Here is a 23,475-nt window from a genome sequence, read left to right as displayed (position 1 = left end):
ACAGTGTGCGGCGAGGGGCCTCGGGGGATTTCATTCATTTGCTACTTACTGCAGCCAGTCGAAGTCGAGCAGGAAAAGTTCTGCATCGAGCATCTCAACTTCATCCGGTGCATGACCGGTAACGGCTTCTAGTGCTTCTGCAACGTCTTTGGTCGTAGCAGGAGTCTTATCAGCGTCAAGCAGGGTTTCTGCCACCAAAGCACGAACTGGAGCTTCCGAAATGGTGTCCAGTCCGGTACCAGTGGTGGAGCTCTTGAACGCATCAGCGATGCCGTCCATCAAAGAACGCATCTTGTTCATTTCTCACACCTCCATGTGGCTTTCTCTCTGTTTGATACAGAAGAATATACGCGACACACCCTCGTTAGGCAACCCTTTGGTCGCTTTAAGTTAACCTTTTGTTAACTTACAGAAAGTGTGTCGCACGCCACATTAGAGGTTTACCCCAAGGAAGGACAATGACTTAGAGGTCACCAAACGGCGTGAAGCCAAAGTAGTGGTCCAGCGTATCGCGGGCAATCCACATGATGGCCACCAGGATAACTACGGCCAGCACCGCATAGACAGTCCAGCCAAGCACCTTCATCTGAGGGCTTGCAGGGGTATCGCCAACAACGACGCCGTTGTCGTCGCGAATGGGGTCACCGGTCATACACCGCATGCCCAAGGAGAAAAGTAGCGGAATGCCAGCGCCGAAGACCAACGCCAAGCCTGCAACGTGAATGAGGGACTGGAAGATTTCTGCAGCAGTCATGGTTTAGCGCTCCTCTTGAACAGTAGACGGCGCGGAGGCATCCTCCGCATTGGTAGCGGACACTGGTGCGGCGCCGGCAGCAACTGGCTCCTTGCGGTCAAAGCCCGCACCCATGGAAGAATCCACGGACTCGGAGTTTGGATCCCAGTCGTTGTTGACGTTGGAAGCATCCACCGGGTTCATGCGGGAACGGATGACAATGAGCGCGGCCATTGCCAGCAGCAAGACGAAGTCCACGATGGCACCGGTTGCGACGTTGGTGAAGGAGGAGACGCCGTGTGCCAACCACCAGGTAGCAAAGCCCACGAACGCAGCGCACGGCAAGGTGATGAGCCATGCGGACACCATGCGCATGGCAACACCCCAGCGAACCTCAGCACCGCGGCGCCCCAGGCCGGTACCCAGAATGGAACCGGTGGACACGTGGGTGGTGGACAGTGCCATACCACCGGTAGCAGAGGTGAGGATGATGGCTGCAGAAGTAGCTTCAGCGGCCATGCCCTGTGGGGACTCAATCTCCACCAGACCCTTGCCCAGGGTGCGGATAACGCGCCAGCCGCCGGACAGAGTACCGGCCGCGATAGCCACAGCACAAGAAACGATAACCCAGGTCGGAATGCGGGCGTCTGCAACCGCATGCCCAGAAGCAACCAGTGCCAGGAAGATAACGCCCATGGTCTTCTGTGCATCGCCAGCGCCGTGCGCCAGGGACACCAGGCACGCAGTGACGATCTGACCGTGGCGGAAGTGCTCGTTCTTAGCCTTATTCGGGATGGTGTTGGTTACCCAGTAGATAAGGAACGTGGCACACGCCGAAACCAGCGCCGCGATGATAGGCGAGGCAACGGCCGGGATAATGATCTTGCCGGCAATGGAGGACCACTCCACGCCAGTCGAGCCCATCGCAGCGAAGGCGGCACCAATAAGGCCACCGAACAAGGCGTGGGAGGAACTGGACGGCATACCCAGCAACCAGGTGAACAGGTTCCAGATGATGCCGCCGATAAGGCCAGTGAAGACGACCATCAACAGTGCCTGACCGTCGGTATCAGCGGCGGCGCCAGACAGGTCGTAGGAATCAAGGTTAACAATGCCTTTTGCGACGGTCGCAGCAACATTGACCGAAAGGAAGGCACCCACAAGGTTAAGCACTGCGGAGATGGCTACCGCGGTAAAAGGCTTCAAAGCACCAGTGGCAATGGACGTAGCCATCGCGTTGGCAGTGTCATGAAACCCGTTCGTGAAGTCAAAGGCAAGGGCGGTTACCACCACAATGCCGAGGATAATCAGAGTCGCTGTCACAGCGTTGGCCCCTTGGAAAGAAAAGATGAACACGGTACGCATCTGCGGCGCCTTCACACGTCGCGGACGAAATGCAGATTACTCCTGCGCCTATCCGCAGACAATTGCTTTTCTTTAATATTTCCTTTGGTTAACCTTTTGTTAACCTGCTGGGGCTCAGAATCGAGCCCAAGAGGATTCCAAAGGGATAAAATTTCCCCAGCTAATGCCAATTAAATGCCCCCACCTGCCCCCGCTTAACCCGAGTGATAAAAACCACTTAGGGAGGTATGCCAACATCACGCCGACATACCTCCCATTTAAGGGTGTTTTACAGCGCCTAGCGGAAGGTAGAGAACTTCTTTACCACCCAGCGACTTAGAACAAGCAGGATGGCACCCAACACGATGGATACAACACCAAGGGAGATGAAGAAGGTATTCTCCGCGCTTGCATCATCTGGGTTATAGAAGCTAGCCAAGGAGCCGGCCAGCGAGGTACCCATAGCCACCGCCATCATCCACACCGCCATCATGCGGGACGGGAATGCCACCGGCGCCACCTTGGTGGCAAGCGCATTGCCTACCGGCGACAGGAGAAGCTCCGCCATAGTGAACAGGAACAGAATGAGGATGATGACATACATCGGCGTGGAGTTCGCCGCCGCACCCGAGTACGGCAGGAAGAAGAACAAGGAGATGCCGATGACGATATTGGCTACGCCGAACTTTACTGGGGTGGACCACTGCCTATCCCCTAGCTTCGTCCACATCGTTGCGAAGACAGCGGAGAAAATGACAATAAAGATCGGGTTAATGGACTGCACCAGTGATGGCGGGATTTCCCAACCGAACAGGTGGCGATCCAAGCGTACATCCGAATAAATCGTCATCACCGTAAACTGTTGCTGGAAGATTCCGAAGAACAAAACACCGGAAATAAACATCGGAATAAAGCCCAACAGGCGGTTCTTTTCCTCCCGGGTCACCAACTTCGAGGTATACATCTGTGCCCACAGATAGATTGCTGCAACCAGAGCAACCGCGGTGACAATATTGGACAGCCAATCAACCTGAATAGCGCCGGTAGCCAATGCCACCACCATAACCACGATGATGACTGCAACTACCACCACACCCATGAGCAATTGCTTCCGGCTAGCTGGGTTTGGAACCTCGTGCCCCGCATCCTTAATGGTGGTCTTGCGCATGAGGGAATACTGAATCAGCCCGAGCGCCATACCAATTGCCGCGATGCCAAAGCCCCAGTGGAAGCCCTTCCAGCCCCACAGCGCGGTGGTAATCAGCGGGCCAAAAAGGCCGCCAATATTGACGCCCATATAGAAGATAGAGAAACCACCATCGCGGCGCGGGTCATCGCGGGAGTACATGGAGCCAAGCACAACCTGCGCAGTGGTCTTAACACCACCGGAACCAACTGCAATGAGGACAAGACCAATGGCCAAACCAGTTACCGCGGGAATAAATGCCAAGGCGAGGTGACCAGCCATGACCAGAACGGCCGAATAAAACAAAGTGCGCTCTGCACCCAAGACTCGGTCGGCAACAAGGGAAGCCAACAAGCAAGCCATGTACACCAAGCCACCATAGGCACCCACGATGGACGTCGCGTCCGCCCGGTCGAGACCGAGACCACCATCGGTAGTGGAGTAATACATGTACAGCAAGACAAGTGCCTGCATGCCATAGAAGCTAAAGCGCTCCCACATTTCCACGCCGAAGAGGTTTGCCAAACCCCAAGGGTGACCAAAGAATGTGCGTTCGCCGGCTTGCGGCGTGGGCGCAGCAGCCTGAGCCGCCGCATCAGATGCGTGTTTCTCCATAAAAATATCTGACCACTTGGAGGTCTAAATCACAAATCGGCCATTATAAGTTTAGTGTCGCACGATAGAAATAAACCTAACGACCTGCAGATATTGCGCAGAGAGAATTACCCCATTCGGGTGCAGCAAGAATTACCGGACATTGCCCCTTCCCTGCCCCACAATGCTGAAAGCCCCTGCCTCACAACCGGAATTCGGTTGAGCGGCAGGGGCTACCTGGAATGAGTTATTCCAAATTAAGCGTTGAGCTTGCGGTAATCAAAGACCGTATCGATGATGCCGTATTCAACGGCTTCCTGAGCGGTCAGAATCTTATCGCGATCCGTATCAATGCGGATCTGCTCAGCGGTACGACCGGTGTGCTCAGACAGGGTGGTTTCCATCAGCTTGCGCATGCGTTCAATCTCGGCGGCCTGAATCTCCAGATCAGAAACCTGACCCTGAGTACCCTGAGTTGCCGGCTGGTGAATGAGCACACGGGAGTTAGGTAGCGCGGCACGCTTACCCGGCGCACCCGCAGCCAAGAGCACAGCGGCGGCGGAAGCAGCCTGACCCAGGCACACGGTCTGCACATCGGGGCGCACGTAGCGCATGGTGTCATAGATAGCCATCAACGCGGTGAAGGAACCACCGGGCGAATTAATGTACATGGTGATATCGCGGTCTGGGTCCTGGCTCTCCAGAACCAGCAGCTGGGCCATAATGTCATTTGCGGAAGTGTCATCCACCTGGGTGCCCAAGAAGATAATGCGCTCTTCAAAAAGCTTGGAATATGGGTTAGTTTCCTTAGTGCCCTGTGCGGACTGCTCAATGAAGGACGGCAGAACGTAGCGGGAACTTGGCATCTGGGACTGATTCATAGTGATTTTCTCCTTATTCCCTAGTTGCTCAGCGGGCCGTTGACGGACTCAATGACGTGGTCAACAATGCCGTAGTCCTTGGCCTGCTGTGCGGTCATCCAACGGTCACGGTCGGAGTCCTTGGTGATCTGCTCGAAGGTCTGGCCGGTGTGCTCGGCAATGAGCTCGGCCATCTCGCGCTTGGTCTGAGCAAATTGCTCAGCCTGGATGGCGATATCCGCAGCGGTACCGCCAACACCGGCAGAAGGCTGGTGCATCATGATGCGTGCGTGCGGCAGCGCGAAGCGCTTGCCCTTGGTGCCGCCGGAAAGCAGGAACTGGCCCATGGAAGCGGCTAGGCCCATACCGTAGGTGGCGATATCGCACGGTGAGTACTTCATGGTGTCATAGATGGCCATGCCCGCAGTGACAGAGCCACCCGGGGAGTTGATGTAGAGCGAAATGTCGCGAGTGGGGTCCTCGGCGGACAGCAGGAGGATCTGGGCGCACAGCTTGTTCGCAATCTCATCATCGACCTGGGTTCCCAGGAAGATAATGCGCTCGCGCAACAGGCGCTCGTACACGCTATCGCTCAGATTCATACCCGTAGACGACGAGTTCATTGAAATCTTCTCAGACATTAGTGGTTCTCCTTCAAGTGAAGAATGCTTTAACTGGCCCCACCTTACCGGCATTCCTCTCAAACTTGGCCTCTGTTCGCTATGAGCGTTGGGCCACAGCGCCAAAGGCGCACACGGAAGCTGGGTTAACATTTACTCATGTCTGTTTCCGAGCTGTCCACCAGTACCCAGAACTATTTGAAAGCTATCTGGGGGCTAAAGGAATGGTCATCCGAGCCCGTTACCGCCACGCTTATAGCGAAACAGCTGGGACTCAAGCTCTCCTCGGTTTCCGATGCAGTGCGCAAAATGGCGAAGCAAGGGCTCGTGTCACACACGCCCTATGGCTCTGTGGAGTTAACCGAACTTGGCAGGCAGTACGCATTGGTCATGGTGCGCCGTCACCGATTGCTTGAGTCTTTTTTGGTTCAAGCATTGGGCTACACCTGGGACGAAGTCCATAATGAAGCCGAAAATCTCGAACACGCGGTGTCTGACATGCTCATAGAACGTGTGGATAAGTTCCTTGATTACCCCACTAGGGATCCGCACGGCGATCCTATCCCTACGGTTGATGGACAGATCACCATCCCCAGTGCGCATCGCCTCACCGACAGCGGTGCACAATCGCAGGTGACCGTGGAACGCATTTCTGATTCCGACCCACAACTGCTGAAGTTCCTTGAAGAGCGCGGCATTGTCACTGGGGCTGTTCTTAGCACGCGCGAGGGAGCGCCCTTTTCAGATTCTCTCGAAATACAGGTGGCCGGCGGCACTCAGTGGGTAGTACTTGGACGCCCAGCTACCGACGCAGTGTTTGTAGCACACCACAACCTTTAGACATTCCCCTTTGCATTAATCCTGCTCTCACCTGCCCTTTTCAAAACTACGTTAGACCGTAGTTGCAACTACGGCATTGCGTAGTTAGTCTTTTCGAATATCACCTACCCCACTTATGGCTAAGGCCAGGATGAGCAGGATTGCCATGTCAGACTCACCAGATTTGGTGTACTTTTCCAGCGTTTCAGAGAACACGAAAAGATTCGTCGAACGCTTAGATAGACCCGCGGTGCGCATTCCACTGCGCCCCAAGAAAACCGGGATGATCCAGGTTTCACACCCGTACGTACTCATCGTTCCCACCTACGGCGGCGGCTCGCTCAAACGCGCAGTCCCCAAACAGGTCATCGACTTCCTCAATGACCCAATCAACCGCTCCTTTATCCGGGGCGTTATTACCTCAGGGAATACCAACTTCGGAAGTGCTTACTGCGTCGCCGGACGCATCATTTCCGCCAAGTGCCACGTACCGGAGCTGTATCACTTCGAGCTTCTCGGCACCCAGAAGGACATCGCCGCCGTAAAGCAGGGCCTTCAGAAGTTTTGGGAGCAGCAAAAGCAGCTAACGATGACACCCCATTAATCCCCCACAAGATGAAGAACACATCCGCATCACACAGATTGGAAAACACAATGTGGCCTCTTGATGCCACCCCCACACAGACTATTGGCGCTACGCCCCGCACCGCTTCAGCAGACAATGCCGGCGGTGTCGGCAAGCGCAAGAGCTACCACGCACTCAACGCGCAGCTGAACTTGTTCGACGCTTCTGGAAAAATCCAGTTTGACAAGGACATTCAGGCAGCACAAGACTATGTCACGCACCATGTCGCTCCCCGCATGCATCAGTTCGATTCCACCAAGCAACGCTTGGAATGGTTGGTTGATAACGAGTACTACGAGCGGGATTTCCTTGAGCTTTATGATGACGCCTTTCTGTGCGCCATGTACGACAGAGCACATCGAGTTAAGCATCAGTTCCGCACCTTCCTCGGCGCATTTAAGTTCTTCACTTCATATGCACTGAAAACCTTTGATGGCTCCCGATTCCTAGAAGGCTACGAAGAACGCGTCGCCACCACAGCTTTATACCTTGCACAGGGCGACGAAGAGCTCGCAGAAAAGCTGGTGGATGACATCATGACCGGACGCTTCCAGCCCGCCACCCCTACTTTTCTCAACGCAGGCAAAGCCCAGCGCGGCGAAATGGTCTCCTGCTTCCTCCTGCGAATCGAAGACAATTTGGAGAGCATTGGCCGCTGCGTGAACTCTGCACTGCAACTATCAAAGCGCGGTGGTGGAGTGGCCCTGTTGCTGAGCAATCTGCGCGAATCCGGAGCCCCGATCAAAAAGATTGAGAACCAGGCTTCCGGCGTAGTCCCAGTCATGAAGATTCTCGAAGATAGCTTCAGCTATGCCAACCAATTGGGCTCCCGGCAGGGCGCTGGAGCCGTCTACCTGCATGCGCACCATCCAGATATTCTTCGCTTCCTGGATACCAAGCGGGAAAATGCCGATGAGAAAGTCCGCATCAAGACTCTTTCGCTGGGGGTTGTTATTCCAGATATAACCTTCCGTCTGGCCAAAGAGAACAAGGATATGCATCTTTTTAGCCCGTATGACATCGCTCGCGAGTACGGCGTAGCCATGTCTGACATGTCCATCACCGAGTACTACGACGAGCTGGTTGCCAATCCGCGAATCTCTCACACGACCATTAAGGCCCGCGAGTTTTTCACCACGCTGGCTGAGCTTCAGTTTGAATCCGGATACCCCTACATCCTCTTTGAGGATACGGTCAACCGCGCTAATCCCCTCAAAGGACATATCAATATGTCCAACCTGTGTAGCGAAATCCTCCAGGTCAACACGCCATCGACCTACGGAGCTTCGGGTGACTACACCACCGTTGGCCAGGATATTTCCTGCAATCTAGGTTCGCTCAACATTGCGAAGGCTTTTGAATCGCCGGACTTCGGGGAGACCGTCGAAACCGCAGTGCGTGCCCTCACGAAGGTTTCAGACCTGACGAATATCGAAGCTGTTCCCTCCATCGCTCACGGAAATGCTTCCATGCATGCCATTGGTCTGGGCCAAATGAATCTCCACGGCTTCCTTGCTTCACAGCGTATTCCTTATGGCTGCGCCGAGGCACTGGACTTTACAAATATCTATTTCCTCACGGTGACCTACCATGCGCTCCGCGCATCCCATGCACTCGCGGTTGAAAAAGGTCAACGATTCACAGGCTTCGAAGAATCCACCTATGCCACTGGCGCCTACTTTGACAAATACATCGACCAAGACTGGGCGCCAGCCACTGAACACGTAAAACAGCTCTTCCACGAAGCAGGCGTGCAGATCCCTCAACGCGAGGATTGGCTACGGCTCAAGAATCAAGTGATGCAAGACGGCATCTACAACGCCTACTTGCAGGCAGTTCCACCCACTGGATCAATTTCCTACATCAATGACTCCACCGCGTCCATCCACCCAATTGCCTCCAAAATTGAAATACGCAAGGAAGGCCGCTTGGGGCGCGTGTACTACCCCGCGCCGGAAATGACCAACGACAACCTGGAGTATTTCGATGACTCCTACGCCGTGGGATACGAAAAAATCATCGACACCTACGCCATGGCCACCCAACACGTGGACCAAGGGCTTTCCCTGACCTTGTTCTTTACCGCTGATACCACCACGCGGGACATCAACAAGGCACAAATCTATGCCTGGAAAGCCGGAATCAAGACCCTCTACTACATCCGTTTACGCCAATCCGCGCTCCAAGGAACCGAGGTCGAAGGCTGCGTCTCCTGTGCTTTGTAGGAGCACGGTCCTCCCCCTTGTCCACAACCATTCACTCAGAAAGAAAGAAGCTATGTCGTCAACATCGAATAGTGCTGAACTAACCAGCATTTCAGTTACTCCGCCGAGCTACCGGCATGATCCTTCAGCCCGCATCCGCGCCATCAATTGGAACCGGGTGAGCGATGACAAGGATCTTGAAGTGTGGAACCGTCTAACCGCCAACTTTTGGTTGCCAGAGAAGGTCCCGCTTTCTAATGATCTCCCGGCGTGGCAGAAGATGACACCCGAGGAACGCAACCTCACCATGCGGGTGTTCACGGGACTCACCACCCTGGATACTGTCCAGGCCACCGTGGGTGAAATCTGTCAGATTCAAGATGCCCGCACCGAACACGAGGAGGCCGTGTATACCAACATCGCCTTCATGCAGTCAGTCCATGCCCGTTCATACTCTTCAGTGTTTTCTACCCTGAGCAGTACAAAGGAAATTGATGAAGCATACCGCTGGGCGGTGAATAACGACCTTCTCCAGGCACGCGCTAAGAAAGTTCTCGCGCACTATTTTGGGCCGGATCCACTCAAACGCAAGGTGTCATCGACGTTGCTTTCCTCGCTGCTTCTCTACGCGGGTTTCTATCTTCCCTTGCACTTTTCTGTCCACGCCACCCTGACAAATACGGCAGACATGATCCGCCTCATTCTGCGTGACAAGGCAGTGCACGGCTACTACTCGGGTTACAAATATCAGCGCGGTCTGGAATCCACGACCCCGCTACGGCAGAAGGAGATGCATGATTTCACCATTTCTTTGCTCGAAGAGCTTTATGCACTAGAGCTGGACTATTCCGGCGAGCTATATGAGCCTTTGGGGCTCATGGATGATGTAGCCGTGTTCGTTCGCTATAACGCCAATAAGGCACTCATGAATTTGGGCTACCCGGATTATTTCCCGCCCGAAGAAACGGAAGTGAACCCAGAAATCCTCGCGGCCCTAGCCCCCGGAGCAGATGAGAACCATGACTTCTTCTCCGGATCTGGTTCCTCCTATGTCATTGGTACTGCTGAAGAAACGAGTGATGATGACTGGGATTTCTAAACCTTTTCCGCGACCGGACCAAGGAAGCTGGCTTGAGACCATCGCGCTGTTTGAAGCCATCCGCGAAGGAAACCAACCCGCAGCCATGCGGCTGTTGAATACATCCGCCGCACGAGAGGCCGTCCTCGGGGGGCTTCTAGGACTCATCGAACTGTACTTCCGCCATGAAGAAGGAAACAAAGTAGATGGCTTCCTCACCGCCGCCCACGCTGCCGGCCCACCACCGGCCTTTGGCTGCAAGCCTTTTCTCCCTTGACCACGTCTCCCTACACCCAACTAAGAAAGAAGGTTTACCATGACCACCCCACGTATCAGCGTTATCGTCGGCAGCCTGCGCCGAGAGTCATTTGCACGCAAGATTGCACACGAGGTGCTCACGATGATCCCTGAAGGCTACGAGGCAAACATCGTGGAAATCCGTGACTTGCCGCTCTATGACTTCGACTACGATGACCCCGCCGTCACGGACAAGCCCACTCCGGCTGAGTACACCACCTTTCGCGAGACCATCAAGAACTCGAGCGGGATCCTCTTCATTACGCCAGAGAACAACCGCACTATCCCTGCCTGCCTCAAAAACGCAGTGGACATCGGCTCTAAACCCAACTCAGATGTGGCGTGGAAGAACCTTCCCGCAGGTATCATTAGCCACTCTGTAGGCCGCATGGGCGGCTACAGTTCACAGAAGAACCTTCGCCTCGCTCTGTCCTACTTCGACATGCCGCTCCCTGGTCAGCCCGAAGTATTTCTGGGCCAATCCCCCACCCTTTTCGAAGAGTCCGGACATCTCAATCAACGTACCGCAGACTTTGTCAAGGATTACGTTATGCGCTTCCTGCAGTTGACCGACGAGGCCTTTAGAGCCAAGAACGGCTAGCGGTATCCCCAGCCAACACACATCACATCACGCCCTCTTCGAAGTACTCAAAGACTCCTAGAGGGCGTCCACAATGACACAAACCCCGGATTCAGGCTCATCCTTGAGTTACCTGAATCCGGGGTTTCATGCGCGCTCGCCACCACACATGTGGCAGCAGCGCGTTACAAGTGGGAGATTACTTCTCCTCGGAAGCTTCTGCAGCGTCCTCTTCTTCGATTTCACCGAAGTACTGGTCAACGTCTACGTCATTGCCCTCTTCATCCTTGACGGTGGTGCGGCAGATAGCGGCAGCCAGTGCCTTGCCACGGCGCACGTCAGAGAAGAGGTTTGCGATCTGGCCGTTGGACTGCAGCTGCTGGATGAACTGGTTCGGGTCCATGCCGTAGGACTGAGCGGTGAACAGGATGTGGTCGGTCAGCTCCTGCTGGGAAACTTCCGGCTCTTCCTTCTCTGCTACAGCGTCAAGGAACAGCTGGGTGCGCACGGACTCTTCTGCCTGCTCGCGAGTCTGCTTATCAAACTCCTCGCGGGAGGTGCCCTGTGCCTCAAGCAGCTGAGCCAGTGCCTTCTCATCGTGAGCCAGCTGGCCCAGGATCTGGTGCAGCTGGGAGTGAGCCTGCTCGTCCACTACGGACTGCGGCAGTTCGAATTCAACCTCGGACAGTGCGGACTTCAGAACCTCATCGCGGATCTGTGCAGCCTGTTCAGCCTTCTTGGTCTCCTCCACCTGGGTCTTGGTGGATTCACGCAGCTCGTCCATGGTGTCGAACTCGGAAGCCATCTGAGCAAACTCATCGTCCATAGCCGGCAGCTTGCGCTCCTTGGACTGCTGGACATGGACCTTGATGGTGGCCTCTTCGTCCTTGTGCTCACCGGACTGGATGGTAGAGGTGAACTCGTTATCCTCACCGGTCTTCATGCCGCGCAGTGCAGTGTCCAGACCCTTGATGAGGTCATCATCGCCGATACGGTAAGACAGACCCTCGGTGGAAGCGTCTTCGATCTTCTCGCCGTCAATTTCAGCGGTAATGTCGATGATGGCGTAGTCGCCGGTCTTCATCTTGCGCTTGGTGTCCTTGAGCTCACCAAAGCGCTCTGCCAGCTCCTCCAGAGCCTTGTCGACGTCCTCTTCGTCAGCCTTTAGGGCTGGGACGGTAACGGAGATCTTGGAGAAGTCCGGAATCTCGAACTCAGGGCGGATATCAACCTCTGCGGTGAACTCCACGAAGTCCTTGTCCTCAATCTTGGAAATATCAACGTCCGGCTGGCCGATGACCTTCAGATCGTTTTCCTTGACTGCCTGCTCGTAACGGGAAGGCAGCATGTCATTGACAACCTGCTCCAGGATGGGGCCGCGGCCGAAGCGAGCGTCAATAAGCTGGCGCGGTGCCTTGCCCTTACGGAAACCTGGAATAGAAACCTGCTGCGCGATTGCCGCGTAAGCTTGATCGATTTCCTGGTCCAGCTCCGCAAACGGAACGTTGACGGTGAGCTTAACGCGGGTATCGCTCAGCTTGTCTACGGTGGTCTTCACGAGTGAATCTCCCTGGCTTCATTGTTTTACGTACATAAACTTAAAGGGGGTCCGGAAATCCTTATTAGGGCATTTCCAGACCCCCATACGTCGGGGCGACAGGATTTGAACCTGCGACCCCCTGCTCCCAAAGCAGGTGCGCTACCAAACTGCGCCACGCCCCGTATGTAGGCCACCAAGTTACCTTGGCTGCGTTGCATACCTGAGACAGTGTACCGTGTCCGTTTTAAATCTCCTAAACGGACCCCCACTTAATGGAATCAACGCAGCACAGAAGACGATTTTGACAGACTAGCGGCTAGAAATCGAAATCGAAATCAAACATTCCGTCAAAGAATCCACCGCCATCGCCATCGCCAAGGCCATCAAACAGGCCGCCACCGTCATCGCCGCCACCCATGTCACCGGTGTCGCCAGCATCGCCAGCGTCACCACCCATGTCGCCAGCATCGCCCATGCCATCACCGCCACCCCAGTCGCCGCTTTCGGCAGCGGCCGCGGAATAACCAATGCCAGACATACCGGAGAACAGGGCATTAAACATCATGGAGTAGCCAACCATCCACACGCCGGTCTGCAATGCATCAGCCCACCACGGACGCGAGTACCACCCTGCCGGAACTGGGCGCCCTGCGACGGTTCCGCCTGGGTAGTAGTTCGGGGTATCCGCGGAGGCGTACGGCGAAGCAGTAATCTGCTGACCATTCGCTTCCACGGTGCGCTTTTCTGTTACCTTGCCGGCGGCGCGCTGCCCCTCGAGCGGTGGCAACTCTGGGCCCGGGTTCATGCCCATAATCTCGCGCGCCGCATTCACATAATGCATGCCTTCCAAGGCGGATTCACGCGCGAGGTTCGCCTGCTTTGCAGTAGTGGCGCGCGAAATTGCTGAGTTAGCCGCAGTAAAGCGCTCGGATGCATCGGCCATTGCCTGCTGGGAGGCAGAATCGGTGCCAGAAATCTGCATTACCTGTCCACCCAGGCGTTCAATCCACCGGCGAGCATCAGCTTGTGCATCGGCCAATTGCTGTGCTTCTCGTTCCTCGCGGCGCTTTTGAGAGTTGCGCGAGGACATAAACCACGCACCTCCGCCCACTGCCAGCACAAGGAGCAAAATTTCCACTATGATCATCGCCTTCTATTGGTAGGGCTGTTCTGCTTATAACAACGGCTCAAGCGCTACCCTAGTTCCCTATTTTCATTTTTGCCGCCGCATGCGCTAAAGTATGGCGCAGCGTTTCAATAGCGCGCTGTGGGAATGTCGTATAGTGGCTAATACCTCAGCCTTCCAAGCTGAAGACGCGGGTTCGATTCCCGTCATTCCCTCCACGTCTCGCCCATCTTTCAGGTGGGCGATTTTTCGTTTTACTTCCCCGGCCCTACTCATCTGCGCTGGCCACACTTGGTTTAAGGTGGACGCATGCGGCAATGTATACAGTGGCGCGCATGACTTCAACCAATAAGTATTCCGAATTTATCCGCAATCGCCACTCTCCCCGCGCATTCCTGCCGGAGCCCATGCCGGTGGAAGACATCAAACAGGTTTTGGAGGACGCTCAATCCGCACCGTCCAACTCCAATACCCAGCCGTGGAACGTCCACGTGGTGGGCGGAGAAAAGCTCAAGGAGCTCAGCGCGGCGCTGATTAAGGAATTCGACACCAACGGCCTCAGCCCGGACTTCACCACCGATTATGGTGAGGGCATCCATCCCCAGCGTTCCCAAGAACTGGCCGCCAAAATGTACGGGCTGCTTGGCATTAAGCGCGAGGATAAAGAAGGCCGCGTGGAGTTCGTCCGCGAAAACCTGCGCTTCTTCGGCGCGCCGCATGCGGCACTTCTTTTTATCCCACCGATGGGCGACCGCGTCCGTGCCGCCTTTGACCAAGGAACCTACGCCGAAAACTTCTTGCTTTCCTTGGAAGCACACGGCTATCACGGCATCCCACAGGGCATGATTTCCTTGATTGCGCCAACCGCACGCGAATTCCTCGGCGTGGACGAGGACTACAAGCTGGTCGCCGCCATCACCTTTGGAACGGCCGATGAATCTAGCCCAGTCTTTAATACGGCTCCGGGCCGCGCGCCGCTGTCAGAGACCGTGACGGTGCACGGCATTGAGGGCCTGGAGCTCGAATAGCGCCAGCTCCCCTTAGGAAGCTACTTTCAACGATTTCGTCCATCTAAACCACCGCGACCGTCGACGAAATAGGCGATTTATAGGGACGAAATCGTTGAATCGTCTCGGCGAGCGTCCGCTCACCGATATCACTAAGCGAAGTTCGTCGAAGGGGGCGTCGGCAAGCCTAGAATTGAATCCATGGATATCACTCTTGCGACCTTTGACCATGCGCCGGAGACCGCACTGCGCGGCGTTCGTTTTAATAACACGTGGGTACCTTCGGAAACCTATGCGGATTCCCGCCGCGGTACCCTGACTGGGCAGTACCCACAGCGCCAAGCCACCACGCGCATCAGTGAGGTTTTTGCTGGGGTGGGCTATGAGGTGCGTGAAGACACGGACCCTGCCGGTGACGATGTCTTCCGCCTACTTGAACAGCCCAGCCTGGAGGAACTCGATCAGGTTGAAGGCGTCATTGCTGTCTGCTCCCTGCTAGGTGGAAATGCCCCGATGTCGGTACTGTGGCCAGGTGTGGCGGAAAGCGGGGAAAATAACGAGCTAGTCTCCCCTATTGATTTGGCTCCCACCCTCGCCGCCATTGCGGGGCTGGATGTGCGGCCCAATGCGCGCCTGTCCTTCGATGGGTTGAACTTGGTTCCGGTACTGCGCCATGGTGCCTCGGGGCACGCCGCGTTGTTCTTTGACAATGGCGTGCGCATGATAGATGCCGCGCTTATCGACGGCACCGCTACCCCACCCCATGAGCGTGCCCGCCTACAGGACGAGTGGGAGACGTGGAATAAATTCATCACGCTCGGCCCGCTGCAGTAGGCAGGTAGTCTGGGGCGCATGAGCGTACCTAACATCACCCTTAATGATGGCAATACCATCCCGCAGCTTGGCTTCGGCGTATTCCAGATGGATCCGGATAAGACCGAAGAGCTGGTAGCCGAGGCCCTGCGCGTGGGCTATCGACATATCGATACCGCCGCTATCTATGGCAACGAGGAAGGCGTGGGCCGGGCAATTGCCAAGTCCGGCATCCCGCGCGAGGAACTTTTTGTCACCACCAAGCTGTGGAATGACCGCCAGACCGATGCCGCCGCAGCACTTGATGAGTCTTTGGACAAGCTCGACCTAGAGTATGTGGATCTTTACCTTATCCACTGGCCTACCCCGGCGAAGGGAACCTACGTCGAGGCGTGGAAGCAACTCATTGAGTTGCAGAAGCAAGGCAAGGCAAAGTCCATCGGCGTCTCCAACTTCGAGCTGGAACACTTGGAGCAGCTGGAGCTCAAGACCGACGTCAAGCCGGCGGTCAATCAGGTTGAGCTTCACCCTTATTTGCAGCGCTGGCGTGAGCTTGATGCCTTCCGCGCCCACACCGTCACTATCGAGGCGTGGGGCCCGCTGGGCCAGGGAAAGAGCGATATCTTGGAGGCCCCCGAGGTCACCGACGCCGCTGCGGCGCACGATGTCAGCCCGGCGCAGGTCGTCATCCGCTGGCACTTGCAAAACGGCGTGATCCTCTTCCCCAAGTCAGCTACCCCCTCGCGCATCGCGGAGAACTTCGACGTCTTCGGCTTTGAGCTCACCGAGGACGAGATGGCTGCCATCACCGCCCTGGATGAGGGCGAAGAGGGGCGCGGTGGTCCGCACCCGAATGACATGAATGATGCCTAAGCCTTAGCGCCTCGGCCGAGCCGACCAGTGCGTACACAAAAGCGCCGCGGAACCAGCTTTGGTCCGCGGCGCTTATTCTGCGTGGCTTAGGCCTCTGGCAGCTCTGGGGCGATGCCGGTGCGCTCGTATTCCGCCAAGATGTCGATGCGACGCTGGTGACGCTCCGCGCGGGACCATTCTTGGTCTAGGAAGGCGTCGACGATTTCCAGTGCCTGCTCCTCGGTGTGCATGCGGCCACCGATGCCGATGAGCTGGGCATTGTTGTGCTCGCGGGCAAGGCGTGCGGTCTCTGCAGACCAGGCCAGTGCGCAGCGGGCACCCTTGACCTTATTGGCGGCAATCTGCTCGCCGTTGCCGGAGCCGCCAAGCACGATGCCCAGGGAACCTGGGTCATTGACGGTGCGTTGTGCCGCTTCGATACAAAATGCCGGGTAATCATCCTCGGCATCGTAGGTATGGGCGCCGCAGTCAATGACTTCGTGGCCCTGCTTGGTGAGGTGTTCAACGATCAGGTTCTTGGTTTCGAAACCTGCGTGGTCTGCTCCTAGATATACGCGCATGGCCCATATCCTACCGGCCCAGCGCGCCTTGAGGAGGCTTAGCGCCCACCCTGTTTCGCATTACATTTTCCTGATAAGCTCGCGGACGGCCACCATCGCTATGAAGGAGGAAAGCCATGCCTATAACAAGGCCGGCTCTCGCGCTCTACGGCGGGAGTCTTCTCGCCTGCATCATCCTGCTTGGCGTGCAGGTTTCCGGCGCCGGAGGCTTCCTCCTCCCGCTTATCGCGAGCATTCTTGCCACTTTGGCTCACCTAGGCCTGGGAGTGTTTTGGATTGCGCAGAAGGTGCGCGGGAATCCGCGGGCCAACGGGGGCGCAATTGCGGCCGGCATTATCGCGCTTCTCGCCGGTGCTTCGTGGGCTTCCTGGGCACTTGTTGCGTGGGAGGACTTCCAGGCCGGCATGGAACTTCCCTCTATCAATATCGCAGGTCTGCCGGCCTTCATCTTGACCCCGCTGACCATCGCGCTGTGCGTCGGCGCCGCGATTCAGCTGCGCCGACAAAAGAAAGACACTTAGTTCTCCTCCATCTGCGGCATCTCGGTGCGGGAGCGCTTGAGTTCGAAGAAGTAAGGGTACTGGGCAAGGCGCAGGGAGGCGTCGAAAAGCGCGCCTGCTTCTTCCCCGGTAGGGATGCGGGTAATGACTGGGCCGAAAAACGCAGTATCACCCAGCTTGATAACCGGGGTGCCCACCTCATCGCCCACGGAAGAAATACCGTTGTGGTGGTATTCGCGCAGCTTCTCGTCATAGTCCTCGCTATTGGCTACCTCAGCGAACTCGGCCGGCAGGTCCACCTCCGCTAGGGCCTGGGCGATGATGTCATCATAGGCGCCAAAGCCGGTGCGCCCGCCATTGCCCTTGGCGTGAACCAGGGTGCCCATCGCGGTGTAGAGCTCGTCTACCTTCTCAGGGCGCTCGGCCTTGACCTTGGCAAACACGCGGGCCGGGCCCCAGTTAGCCTTCATCATGTCCATGTAGGTGGGGTCCAGATCGCGTCCGTCATTGAGCACGGACAGGGACATTGGCTCGAACTCCACCTCAATGTCGCGTACCTTTTCCACTTCCTTAATCCAGCGCGAGGTCGCCCAAGCGAAGGGGCAGGATACGTCGAACCAGAACTTTACTGCGTCAGCCATCAATACTCCTTGGATCGAAAAAGTTTGCCCCACCAGCCTAGGTGCGCGACTACTGTGGATGCAGAACTATTTTCGGCTTAGAAGGAGAATATAGGCTATGACCTCAATAAACCTGACTCGCGAGGAAGCGGATCAGCGCTCCCGAATGATCGAGGTGCACCACTATGATGTCACTTTAGACCTCAAGTATTCGGATACCCACTTCCTGTCCACCACGAAGGTGAGCTTTACCTCGCGAGAGATCGGCTCCACCTTCATAGATCTGCGCGCCGAGGAAATCCATGAGGTGCGCCTCAACGGAAACCCACTGCCCACGAATTCCTATAACCCCACCTACGGCATTCCACTGTCTGGCCTCCAGGTAGCCGACTACACGCTAGAAGTCACCGCCAAGATCCCGTATTCCCGCACCGGCGAGGGCCTGCACCGTTTTGTCGACCCCGCCGATGAGAAGGTCTACCTTTATACCCAGTTTGAAACCGCCGACGCCAAGCGCGTATTCGCCTGCTTTGATCAGCCGGATATGAAGGCCACCTACGCGCTGCATTTCAAGGCGCCCGAAGAGTGGACCATCATCAGCAATGGCCCGATGCGCTGGGAAGGCGATGTAGCCAGCACGGCTATTGACTATCCACTATCGACCTACCTGGTGGCCCTGTGCGCCGGCCCATACCACGAGGTCACCGATACCTGGCGCGGCGAGCTGACCGCGCACCCAGAGGGCAAGCCGGCCCAGAAGCTCGAGGTGCCACTTGGCATTTACTGCCGGTCTTCGCTCGCCCACGCGCTGGATGCCGAGCGCCTATTTACTGAGACTAAGCAGGGCTTTGATTTCTACCACCGCAATTTTGGTTTCCCCTACCCCTTTGGCAAATACGACCAGATTTTCGTGCCGGAGTTCAATGCCGGCGCGATGGAAAATGCCGGCTGCGTCACCATCCGCGATGAGTACGTCTTTGCTTCCCAGGCCACGCACTATAAGTATGAGCGCCGCGCAGATACCGTCCTGCACGAACTGGCGCATATGTGGTTCGGTGACTTGGTCACCATGCAGTGGTGGGACGATCTGTGGCTCAACGAGTCCTTCGCCACTTGGTCCGCCGCCATCTCCCAGGCGGAGGAAACCGAATATGATACCGCGTGGGTGACCTTTGCCAATGTGGAAAAATCCTGGGCCTATCAGCAGGATCAGCTGCCGACCACCCACCCGATTTCCACCGATGCCAGCGATATCGAAACGGTGGAGCAAAACTTCGATGGCATCACCTATGCCAAGGGTGCTTCGGTGCTCAAGCAGCTGCAGGCTTATGTCGGCCGCGACAACTTCCTGGCTGGCGTGCGCCGCCACTTTGCCGCCCATGCGTGGGGCAATGCCACCTTTGATGATCTATTGCGCCACCTAGAAGAGGCCTCCGGCCGCGACCTTTCTTTCTGGGCGCAGCAGTGGCTCAAGACCTCGGGCATCAATACGCTTAGCGTGGCACTCAATGCGGATGAATCCGGCGCGATTACCCATGCTTACCTCACCCAGAGCGGCGATACTTTGCGCACCCACCGCGTAGCGGTGGGCCTTTACAACCTGCAGGAAGGCCAGGTGGTGCGCACCGATCGCATCGAGATGGATATTGATGGCGCCTCCACCGAGATTCCTGAGCTCATTGGCCGCCCATTAGCCGATATCGATTTCTTGCTGCCCAATGACGATGACCTGACTTATTGCCTCATCGATCTGGACGCGGGTTCCCTGCAATTCCTACTGGATAATATTGATAAGTTTGCCGATCCCATGGCCCGCACCCTGTGCTGGTCTACCGCCTGGGAGATGACCCGCGCCGGCACTATGCGCGCCCGCGATTTCATCCAGCTGGTAGCTCGCGGCATGCAGGCCGAAACCGAGCTTGCAGTCCTCGAGCGCATTGTCCTGCAGGCCTCTAGCGCGCTGAAGAACTATGCCGATCCACAGTGGGCCACTCAGAGCACCCTGCTTGCCGACGCCCTCCTCGACGGCGCCCACAGCCCCGATGCCCAGCGCTCCATCATCTGCACCCAAGCGCTGGCGAAGATTCGCCTGCATGATAGCGCGCGCGAGTACCTGCGGGGCGTGCTCGAGTCCTCCGAGGATGCGGGGCTGCGCTGGTCCGCACTGGCGGCACTCGCCGCCGATGGCGCGGTAGAGGACGTCGCTGCTGCCACGGATGCGCAACTCGAGCGCGATAATTCCGCCACCGGCTACTACTCTTCCCTGCGTGCCCGCGCAGCCGTGGCAACCGCTGAGAACAAGCGCGCGGTATGGGAAGAAATCGTGGCGGGAAATCTCACCAACCGCGAGCTCACTTCCAAGCTGGAAGGCCTGCTCTACCCGCATAGCGATGAGTTCCTGCCCACCGCAGAGTTCTTCGACATCGCGGAAAAGGTGTGGTCTTCCCAATCCTCCGAGGTGGCGCTAACCACCGTGACGGGTCTCTTCCCTTCCTGGGATATCACGCAGAAAGGTCTGGACCGCGCCGATGCCTTCTTGAAGAAGGAGCTGCCGGGTGGTCTGCGCCGTACGATTACCGAGCAGCGTGACCGCGTAGCCCGGGCGCTGCGCAACCGGCAGGTAGACGCTAGCTAGGCCGGCTTCCCAGCGCCGCTTCCCTTCTCAGGTAGGGGTCGCGGTGCGGGATCCTCGCCCAAGACCACTTCTACGTTGGCGATATCAGAGCGCAGCGACTCTTCAATATAGGCAAAGACCGCGCCCGACTTATTCTTCAGCAGCCGCACAAACCGAAGCAGCGGGTGCGACCGACTCACGTGCAGGAGTTTCTGTTCTTCGGTGCGAGCGGTAGCGGCACTCATACTCTCGCGATTAAAGACGGGCTTGAGGTTATAGCCAGCCAGGATTTCCATAATGGGCTCGCGCAGATCGTGCTGATTGAGATCGGGAGCCATATCTACCGGAATGGTGTAGCGCGAAAGGATGATGGGCTTGCCATCAACGGTATAGAGGCGCTTGATATCCCACGCAAAGGTGGAATCGCTAACCCCTAGAACCGCTGCCACGTGCTTGGGCACGTGGGCTTTGTTAACGGAGACCACGCGCACGGCGGTGTCGTGCCCGCGCTCGCGCAGCTGGGTGACAATATTGTCCTTATTGGTCAGGCTCAGTGTAGGGGGAACCGTGCGCACATAGGTGCCGCCACTGCGCCCGCGGCGGCGGTCAATGAGGCCTTCTACTTCCAAAATGTCTAAAGCATGGCGCACGGTCATGCGCGCAACATGGAATTCTCGGACCAATTCGCGTTCGGTAGGAAAACGCTGACCGGGTTCTAATTCATTGCGTTCGATCTTGTCGCGTAGGGCATCCGAGATACGGAGATAGGCGGGCCGCTTTCGGCTTTGGGAATTCACAGCCCCCGAGTGTAATGGACACCCCTAGAAACCAACCCCATTAATGTGTGATGTCCATTACCACCACTTGCGTTCCTACTTGCGCAGATGTAGCTCGATTCGCGGCCTGACCTGGATTTCCGTCAGCTGGGTGGTGGGGCCTGCCTCTACCACGGTACGAATGGCACGAGCCACCTCAGCCGGGGCAATAACCTGGGAGGGATCATAATCCTGTAGTCCCTTAAGCATCGGGGTATCGGTAGGCCCCGGAGCCACGGTGGATACTCGGATCCCCGGCTCAGAGATGCGCAGTCCATCGGCGAGCGCATACAACGCGTGCTTGGTCGCCGCGTAGATGACGTTATCGCCGTAGCTGTGGCGTCCAGCGCCGGAGTTAATAAAGACCACGGTGCCTTCCGCTTTGCGCAGCTGCGGCAGCAAGGTGCGGGTCAGCTCAGCAGGGGCGTGCACGTTGAGGTCCATGTGCGCGCGCCAATTTTCCGGCGTGGCCTCCTCCACGGAGTACTTGGTAGCCCGTGCTGCAGCGTGGACGAGCACGTCCACGCGGTCTAGCTCCGGCAGCTTCATGCCTTCATCGAGGCCGGCGACGAGGTCGATGGCCATCGGAGTAATGGAGTCCGCTTCGGGCAGATCTGCCGCGCTCCGTCCCAGTGCGTACACGTGGTAATCACCGACCAGGTCAGCGATAATTTCGCGGCCCATGCCGCCGGTAGCGCCGGTGACGACGGCGACCTTCTGCGGGGCTTCGCTCTCCGAGCGTGCTGGTGCGGTGGCGTTCTTTGTATCAGTCATGCCGCCCCATCATAGGGATCCTTTGCTTTCAGCGCCGCACCGCACCAGTCGCCGGCGGTAGCCGATTAACGGAAGCGCTTAGGCACGTCCGGCTGGCCCAAGGTGAGCATCAAGCGATTAGCCCAGTTGAAGAAGGAGGAAGCGTAGATGAGGTCCAAGATGGATTGTTCATCGAATCCGGCCGCACGCAGGTCCGCGCATAGTGCCGTATCAAAGGCGAAGGGGGTTTCCGTCAGTGCCACGGCGGCGCGACGGATAAGATCCCATTCCTTTGAGCCAAGGTCGGCGTCGATGCCCTCGTCCAAGAGGCGGTCTACAATTTCACGGTCGCCGCCTTCCTGGACGCACCGCGCCTGATGCACGGAGGCACAGTACTCGCAGCCGTTGTAGCGCGATGCCACAGTAGCGGCGAGCTCGCGGTCCGCACGGGAGAGCCCACCTTCGGTGTTATAGAAAATGTCCAGGTCAGTCAGCGTGCGCGCTTTCAAGGCCGCAGGGTCGCGGGCGAGCAAGCGGAAGTACTCGGAATCGATACGCTCTGGCTTGATGAGGGCATCGGTATGCATCGCGGTAAAATCCTCCTTCGCCAGCGCCTCTACCCAAGGCTTCCAGCCCAGGGAGTGATTGACAAAGTGGTCCGGCAGCACGGTATTGGGCTGCAATGTAGTCGCGGTTACCTCCCAACCCGGATCGGCCACGCCGGCGGCGCGCTCGGCTGCGGGGTGGGATGCGGGATCCTCACCAGAAAGCACGCGCAGGCCGTGGACCACGCGCAGCTGGAAGGCCAAAAATGCCACCAGCTGGGACAGGCTGACGATATCCGTAGCAGACCATCCTGCGGCATCGAGGTGTCCGATCGCCTGCGGGGAGGCATCCTTGGGGTGGAGAGCCAGAAGGTGCGCCCAATCGAAGGCTGCAGCTAGGCGCGCGCCCAGCGCGGCTTCCGCGGCGGTATCGCCGAAGATAAGGAAATCACCCTGGTGGTACGGGCCGGTAGACACACCGCGCTGGCTCGCGGCGCGCACGGCGGCAACAAGATCCTCGTCGGCCTCATCTTCCAGCAAGTCGAAGTAGAAATCCGCAGCCTCGCTCGCCCGGTAGGTTGCAGCCGTAAAAGCCGCTACGGCATAGCGCTCCGTATAGGAGAACTCGCCTGGTTCTGCAGGCTCGAGCAAAGCGCTAAAGCTCAGTTGCGCATTGTCCTGCGCATCGTGGCGCGCACGGCGCAGCTGTTGCACCTCGGCGCTGGCATGGGAGAGTTCATTAATAATGTCGGTCATATTCTCAGTCCAA

At 57.2% G+C, this 23,475-nt stretch carries 24 protein-coding genes and 2 tRNA genes; 12 read left to right on the top strand and 14 right to left on the bottom strand.

Annotated elements, in window-relative coordinates:
- Positions 1–45: 45 nt before the first annotated feature.
- The 6 genes from RAE04_RS09850 to RAE04_RS09825 all read right to left on the bottom strand — a co-directional run bounded on the left by RAE04_RS09850 (position 46) and on the right by RAE04_RS09825 (position 5,358).
- Complete coding sequence (locus tag RAE04_RS09850) at positions 46–300, bottom strand: hypothetical protein (RefSeq protein ID WP_198491943.1); 255 nt, start codon at positions 298–300, stop codon at positions 46–48.
- A 163-nt stretch (positions 301–463) separates the two neighbouring features.
- Entirely contained in the window at positions 464–754 is a 291-nt protein-coding gene (locus tag RAE04_RS09845; protein ID WP_049377224.1) for a hypothetical protein, read from the bottom strand.
- Between the two features lie 3 nt (positions 755–757).
- A complete protein-coding gene (locus RAE04_RS09840) occupies positions 758–2,056 on the bottom strand; it encodes an inorganic phosphate transporter (RefSeq protein WP_198493289.1) in 1,299 nt (432 codons plus the stop codon).
- 319 nt (positions 2,057–2,375) lie between these two features.
- On the bottom strand, positions 2,376–3,878 hold the full coding sequence (locus RAE04_RS09835; protein ID WP_198491944.1) for a peptide MFS transporter: 1,503 nt from the start codon (positions 3,876–3,878) through the stop codon (positions 2,376–2,378).
- Positions 3,879–4,114: 236 nt separating this feature from the next.
- A complete protein-coding gene (locus RAE04_RS09830) occupies positions 4,115–4,738 on the bottom strand; it encodes an ATP-dependent Clp protease proteolytic subunit (RefSeq protein ID WP_005324052.1) in 624 nt (207 codons plus the stop codon).
- A 20-nt stretch (positions 4,739–4,758) separates the two neighbouring features.
- The gene (locus RAE04_RS09825) at positions 4,759–5,358 is read right to left on the bottom strand and encodes an ATP-dependent Clp protease proteolytic subunit (RefSeq protein ID WP_049377226.1); all 600 of its coding nucleotides are present in this window, start codon (positions 5,356–5,358) and stop codon (positions 4,759–4,761) included.
- Positions 5,359–5,496: 138 nt separating this feature from the next.
- On the opposite strand from RAE04_RS09825, the gene RAE04_RS09820 reads away from it, so the two are divergent.
- The 6 genes from RAE04_RS09820 (at position 5,497) to RAE04_RS09795 (ending at position 10,961) form a co-directional block, all read left to right on the top strand.
- Positions 5,497–6,177 carry a metal-dependent transcriptional regulator gene (locus RAE04_RS09820; protein WP_005324050.1) on the top strand — a complete coding sequence of 227 codons (681 nt, stop codon included), beginning with the start codon at positions 5,497–5,499 and terminating at the stop codon, positions 6,175–6,177.
- A 115-nt stretch (positions 6,178–6,292) separates the two neighbouring features.
- Positions 6,293–6,760 carry a class Ib ribonucleoside-diphosphate reductase assembly flavoprotein NrdI gene (gene nrdI / locus RAE04_RS09815; protein WP_005324049.1) on the top strand — a complete coding sequence of 156 codons (468 nt, stop codon included), beginning with the start codon at positions 6,293–6,295 and terminating at the stop codon, positions 6,758–6,760.
- Positions 6,761–6,810: 50 nt separating this feature from the next.
- On the top strand, positions 6,811–9,006 hold the full coding sequence (gene nrdE / locus RAE04_RS09810) for a class 1b ribonucleoside-diphosphate reductase subunit alpha (protein WP_005324048.1): 2,196 nt from the start codon (positions 6,811–6,813) through the stop codon (positions 9,004–9,006).
- 52 nt (positions 9,007–9,058) lie between these two features.
- A complete protein-coding gene (gene nrdF / locus RAE04_RS09805; protein WP_023020918.1) occupies positions 9,059–10,084 on the top strand; it encodes a class 1b ribonucleoside-diphosphate reductase subunit beta in 1,026 nt (341 codons plus the stop codon).
- Entirely contained in the window at positions 10,065–10,340 is a 276-nt protein-coding gene (locus RAE04_RS09800) for a hypothetical protein (RefSeq protein WP_152691224.1), read from the top strand. Before nrdF ends, RAE04_RS09800 begins: the two co-directional genes overlap by 20 nt.
- Positions 10,341–10,379: 39 nt before the next feature.
- Positions 10,380–10,961: an NADPH-dependent FMN reductase gene (locus RAE04_RS09795; protein WP_005324045.1), complete on the top strand. Its 582-nt coding sequence runs from the start codon at positions 10,380–10,382 to the stop codon at positions 10,959–10,961.
- A gap of 178 nt (positions 10,962–11,139) precedes the next feature.
- Here RAE04_RS09795 and tig read toward each other — a convergent pair whose 3' ends face one another.
- From tig to RAE04_RS09780, 3 genes are all read right to left on the bottom strand, one after another.
- The gene (gene tig, locus RAE04_RS09790) at positions 11,140–12,498 is read right to left on the bottom strand and encodes a trigger factor (RefSeq protein WP_005324044.1); all 1,359 of its coding nucleotides are present in this window, start codon (positions 12,496–12,498) and stop codon (positions 11,140–11,142) included.
- Positions 12,499–12,588: 90 nt separating this feature from the next.
- A tRNA-Pro gene (locus RAE04_RS09785) sits at positions 12,589–12,662 on the bottom strand.
- 134 nt (positions 12,663–12,796) lie between these two features.
- Complete coding sequence (locus tag RAE04_RS09780) at positions 12,797–13,627, bottom strand: DUF1542 domain-containing protein (protein WP_269953613.1); 831 nt, start codon at positions 13,625–13,627, stop codon at positions 12,797–12,799.
- 122 nt (positions 13,628–13,749) lie between these two features.
- Between RAE04_RS09780 and RAE04_RS09775 the strand changes: the two genes are divergently transcribed.
- The 4 genes from RAE04_RS09775 to RAE04_RS09760 all read left to right on the top strand — a co-directional run bounded on the left by RAE04_RS09775 (position 13,750) and on the right by RAE04_RS09760 (position 16,299).
- Positions 13,750–13,824 (top strand) — tRNA-Gly (locus RAE04_RS09775).
- 117 nt (positions 13,825–13,941) lie between these two features.
- Positions 13,942–14,634, top strand: a complete 693-nt coding sequence (locus RAE04_RS09770) for a nitroreductase (RefSeq protein ID WP_198491947.1) — start codon at positions 13,942–13,944, stop codon at positions 14,632–14,634.
- Positions 14,635–14,814: 180 nt separating this feature from the next.
- The gene (locus RAE04_RS09765; protein ID WP_239273972.1) at positions 14,815–15,447 is read left to right on the top strand and encodes a hypothetical protein; all 633 of its coding nucleotides are present in this window, start codon (positions 14,815–14,817) and stop codon (positions 15,445–15,447) included.
- An 18-nt stretch (positions 15,448–15,465) separates the two neighbouring features.
- The gene (locus tag RAE04_RS09760) at positions 15,466–16,299 is read left to right on the top strand and encodes an aldo/keto reductase (RefSeq protein ID WP_308572223.1); all 834 of its coding nucleotides are present in this window, start codon (positions 15,466–15,468) and stop codon (positions 16,297–16,299) included.
- A gap of 86 nt (positions 16,300–16,385) precedes the next feature.
- Here the strand turns inward: RAE04_RS09760 and RAE04_RS09755 are convergent, their stop codons facing one another.
- Positions 16,386–16,859, bottom strand: coding sequence for a ribose-5-phosphate isomerase (locus RAE04_RS09755; RefSeq protein WP_284788850.1), 474 nt, complete (start codon positions 16,857–16,859; stop codon positions 16,386–16,388).
- 116 nt (positions 16,860–16,975) lie between these two features.
- On the opposite strand from RAE04_RS09755, the gene RAE04_RS09750 reads away from it, so the two are divergent.
- Positions 16,976–17,380: an MFS transporter gene (locus RAE04_RS09750; RefSeq protein ID WP_317027239.1), complete on the top strand. Its 405-nt coding sequence runs from the start codon at positions 16,976–16,978 to the stop codon at positions 17,378–17,380.
- Here RAE04_RS09750 and RAE04_RS09745 read toward each other — a convergent pair.
- The gene (locus RAE04_RS09745; RefSeq protein WP_317027238.1) at positions 17,377–18,000 is read right to left on the bottom strand and encodes a disulfide bond formation protein DsbA; all 624 of its coding nucleotides are present in this window, start codon (positions 17,998–18,000) and stop codon (positions 17,377–17,379) included. The genes RAE04_RS09750 and RAE04_RS09745 overlap by 4 nt on opposite strands.
- A gap of 97 nt (positions 18,001–18,097) precedes the next feature.
- Between RAE04_RS09745 and pepN the strand changes: the two genes are divergently transcribed.
- A complete protein-coding gene (gene pepN, locus RAE04_RS09740; protein ID WP_317027237.1) occupies positions 18,098–20,614 on the top strand; it encodes an aminopeptidase N in 2,517 nt (838 codons plus the stop codon).
- On the opposite strand, the gene RAE04_RS09735 is transcribed toward pepN, so the two are convergent.
- The 3 genes from RAE04_RS09735 to RAE04_RS09725 all read right to left on the bottom strand — a co-directional run bounded on the left by RAE04_RS09735 (position 20,611) and on the right by RAE04_RS09725 (position 23,462).
- A complete protein-coding gene (locus tag RAE04_RS09735) occupies positions 20,611–21,390 on the bottom strand; it encodes a GntR family transcriptional regulator (protein ID WP_317027236.1) in 780 nt (259 codons plus the stop codon). The genes pepN and RAE04_RS09735 overlap by 4 nt on opposite strands.
- A gap of 75 nt (positions 21,391–21,465) precedes the next feature.
- Positions 21,466–22,182 carry an SDR family oxidoreductase gene (locus RAE04_RS09730; protein WP_317027235.1) on the bottom strand — a complete coding sequence of 239 codons (717 nt, stop codon included), beginning with the start codon at positions 22,180–22,182 and terminating at the stop codon, positions 21,466–21,468.
- Between the two features lie 65 nt (positions 22,183–22,247).
- A complete protein-coding gene (locus tag RAE04_RS09725) occupies positions 22,248–23,462 on the bottom strand; it encodes an alkylhydroperoxidase domain protein (protein WP_317027234.1) in 1,215 nt (404 codons plus the stop codon).
- Positions 23,463–23,475: the final 13 nt, after the last annotated feature.

Source organism: Corynebacterium sp. CTNIH16 (assembly GCF_032821655.1).
In the GTDB taxonomy this organism is placed as follows: Bacteria; Actinomycetota; Actinomycetes; order Mycobacteriales; family Mycobacteriaceae; genus Corynebacterium; species Corynebacterium marquesiae.
Note: the sequence above shows the minus strand (reverse complement) of the source record. Positions and strands in the feature narration are given on the sequence as shown.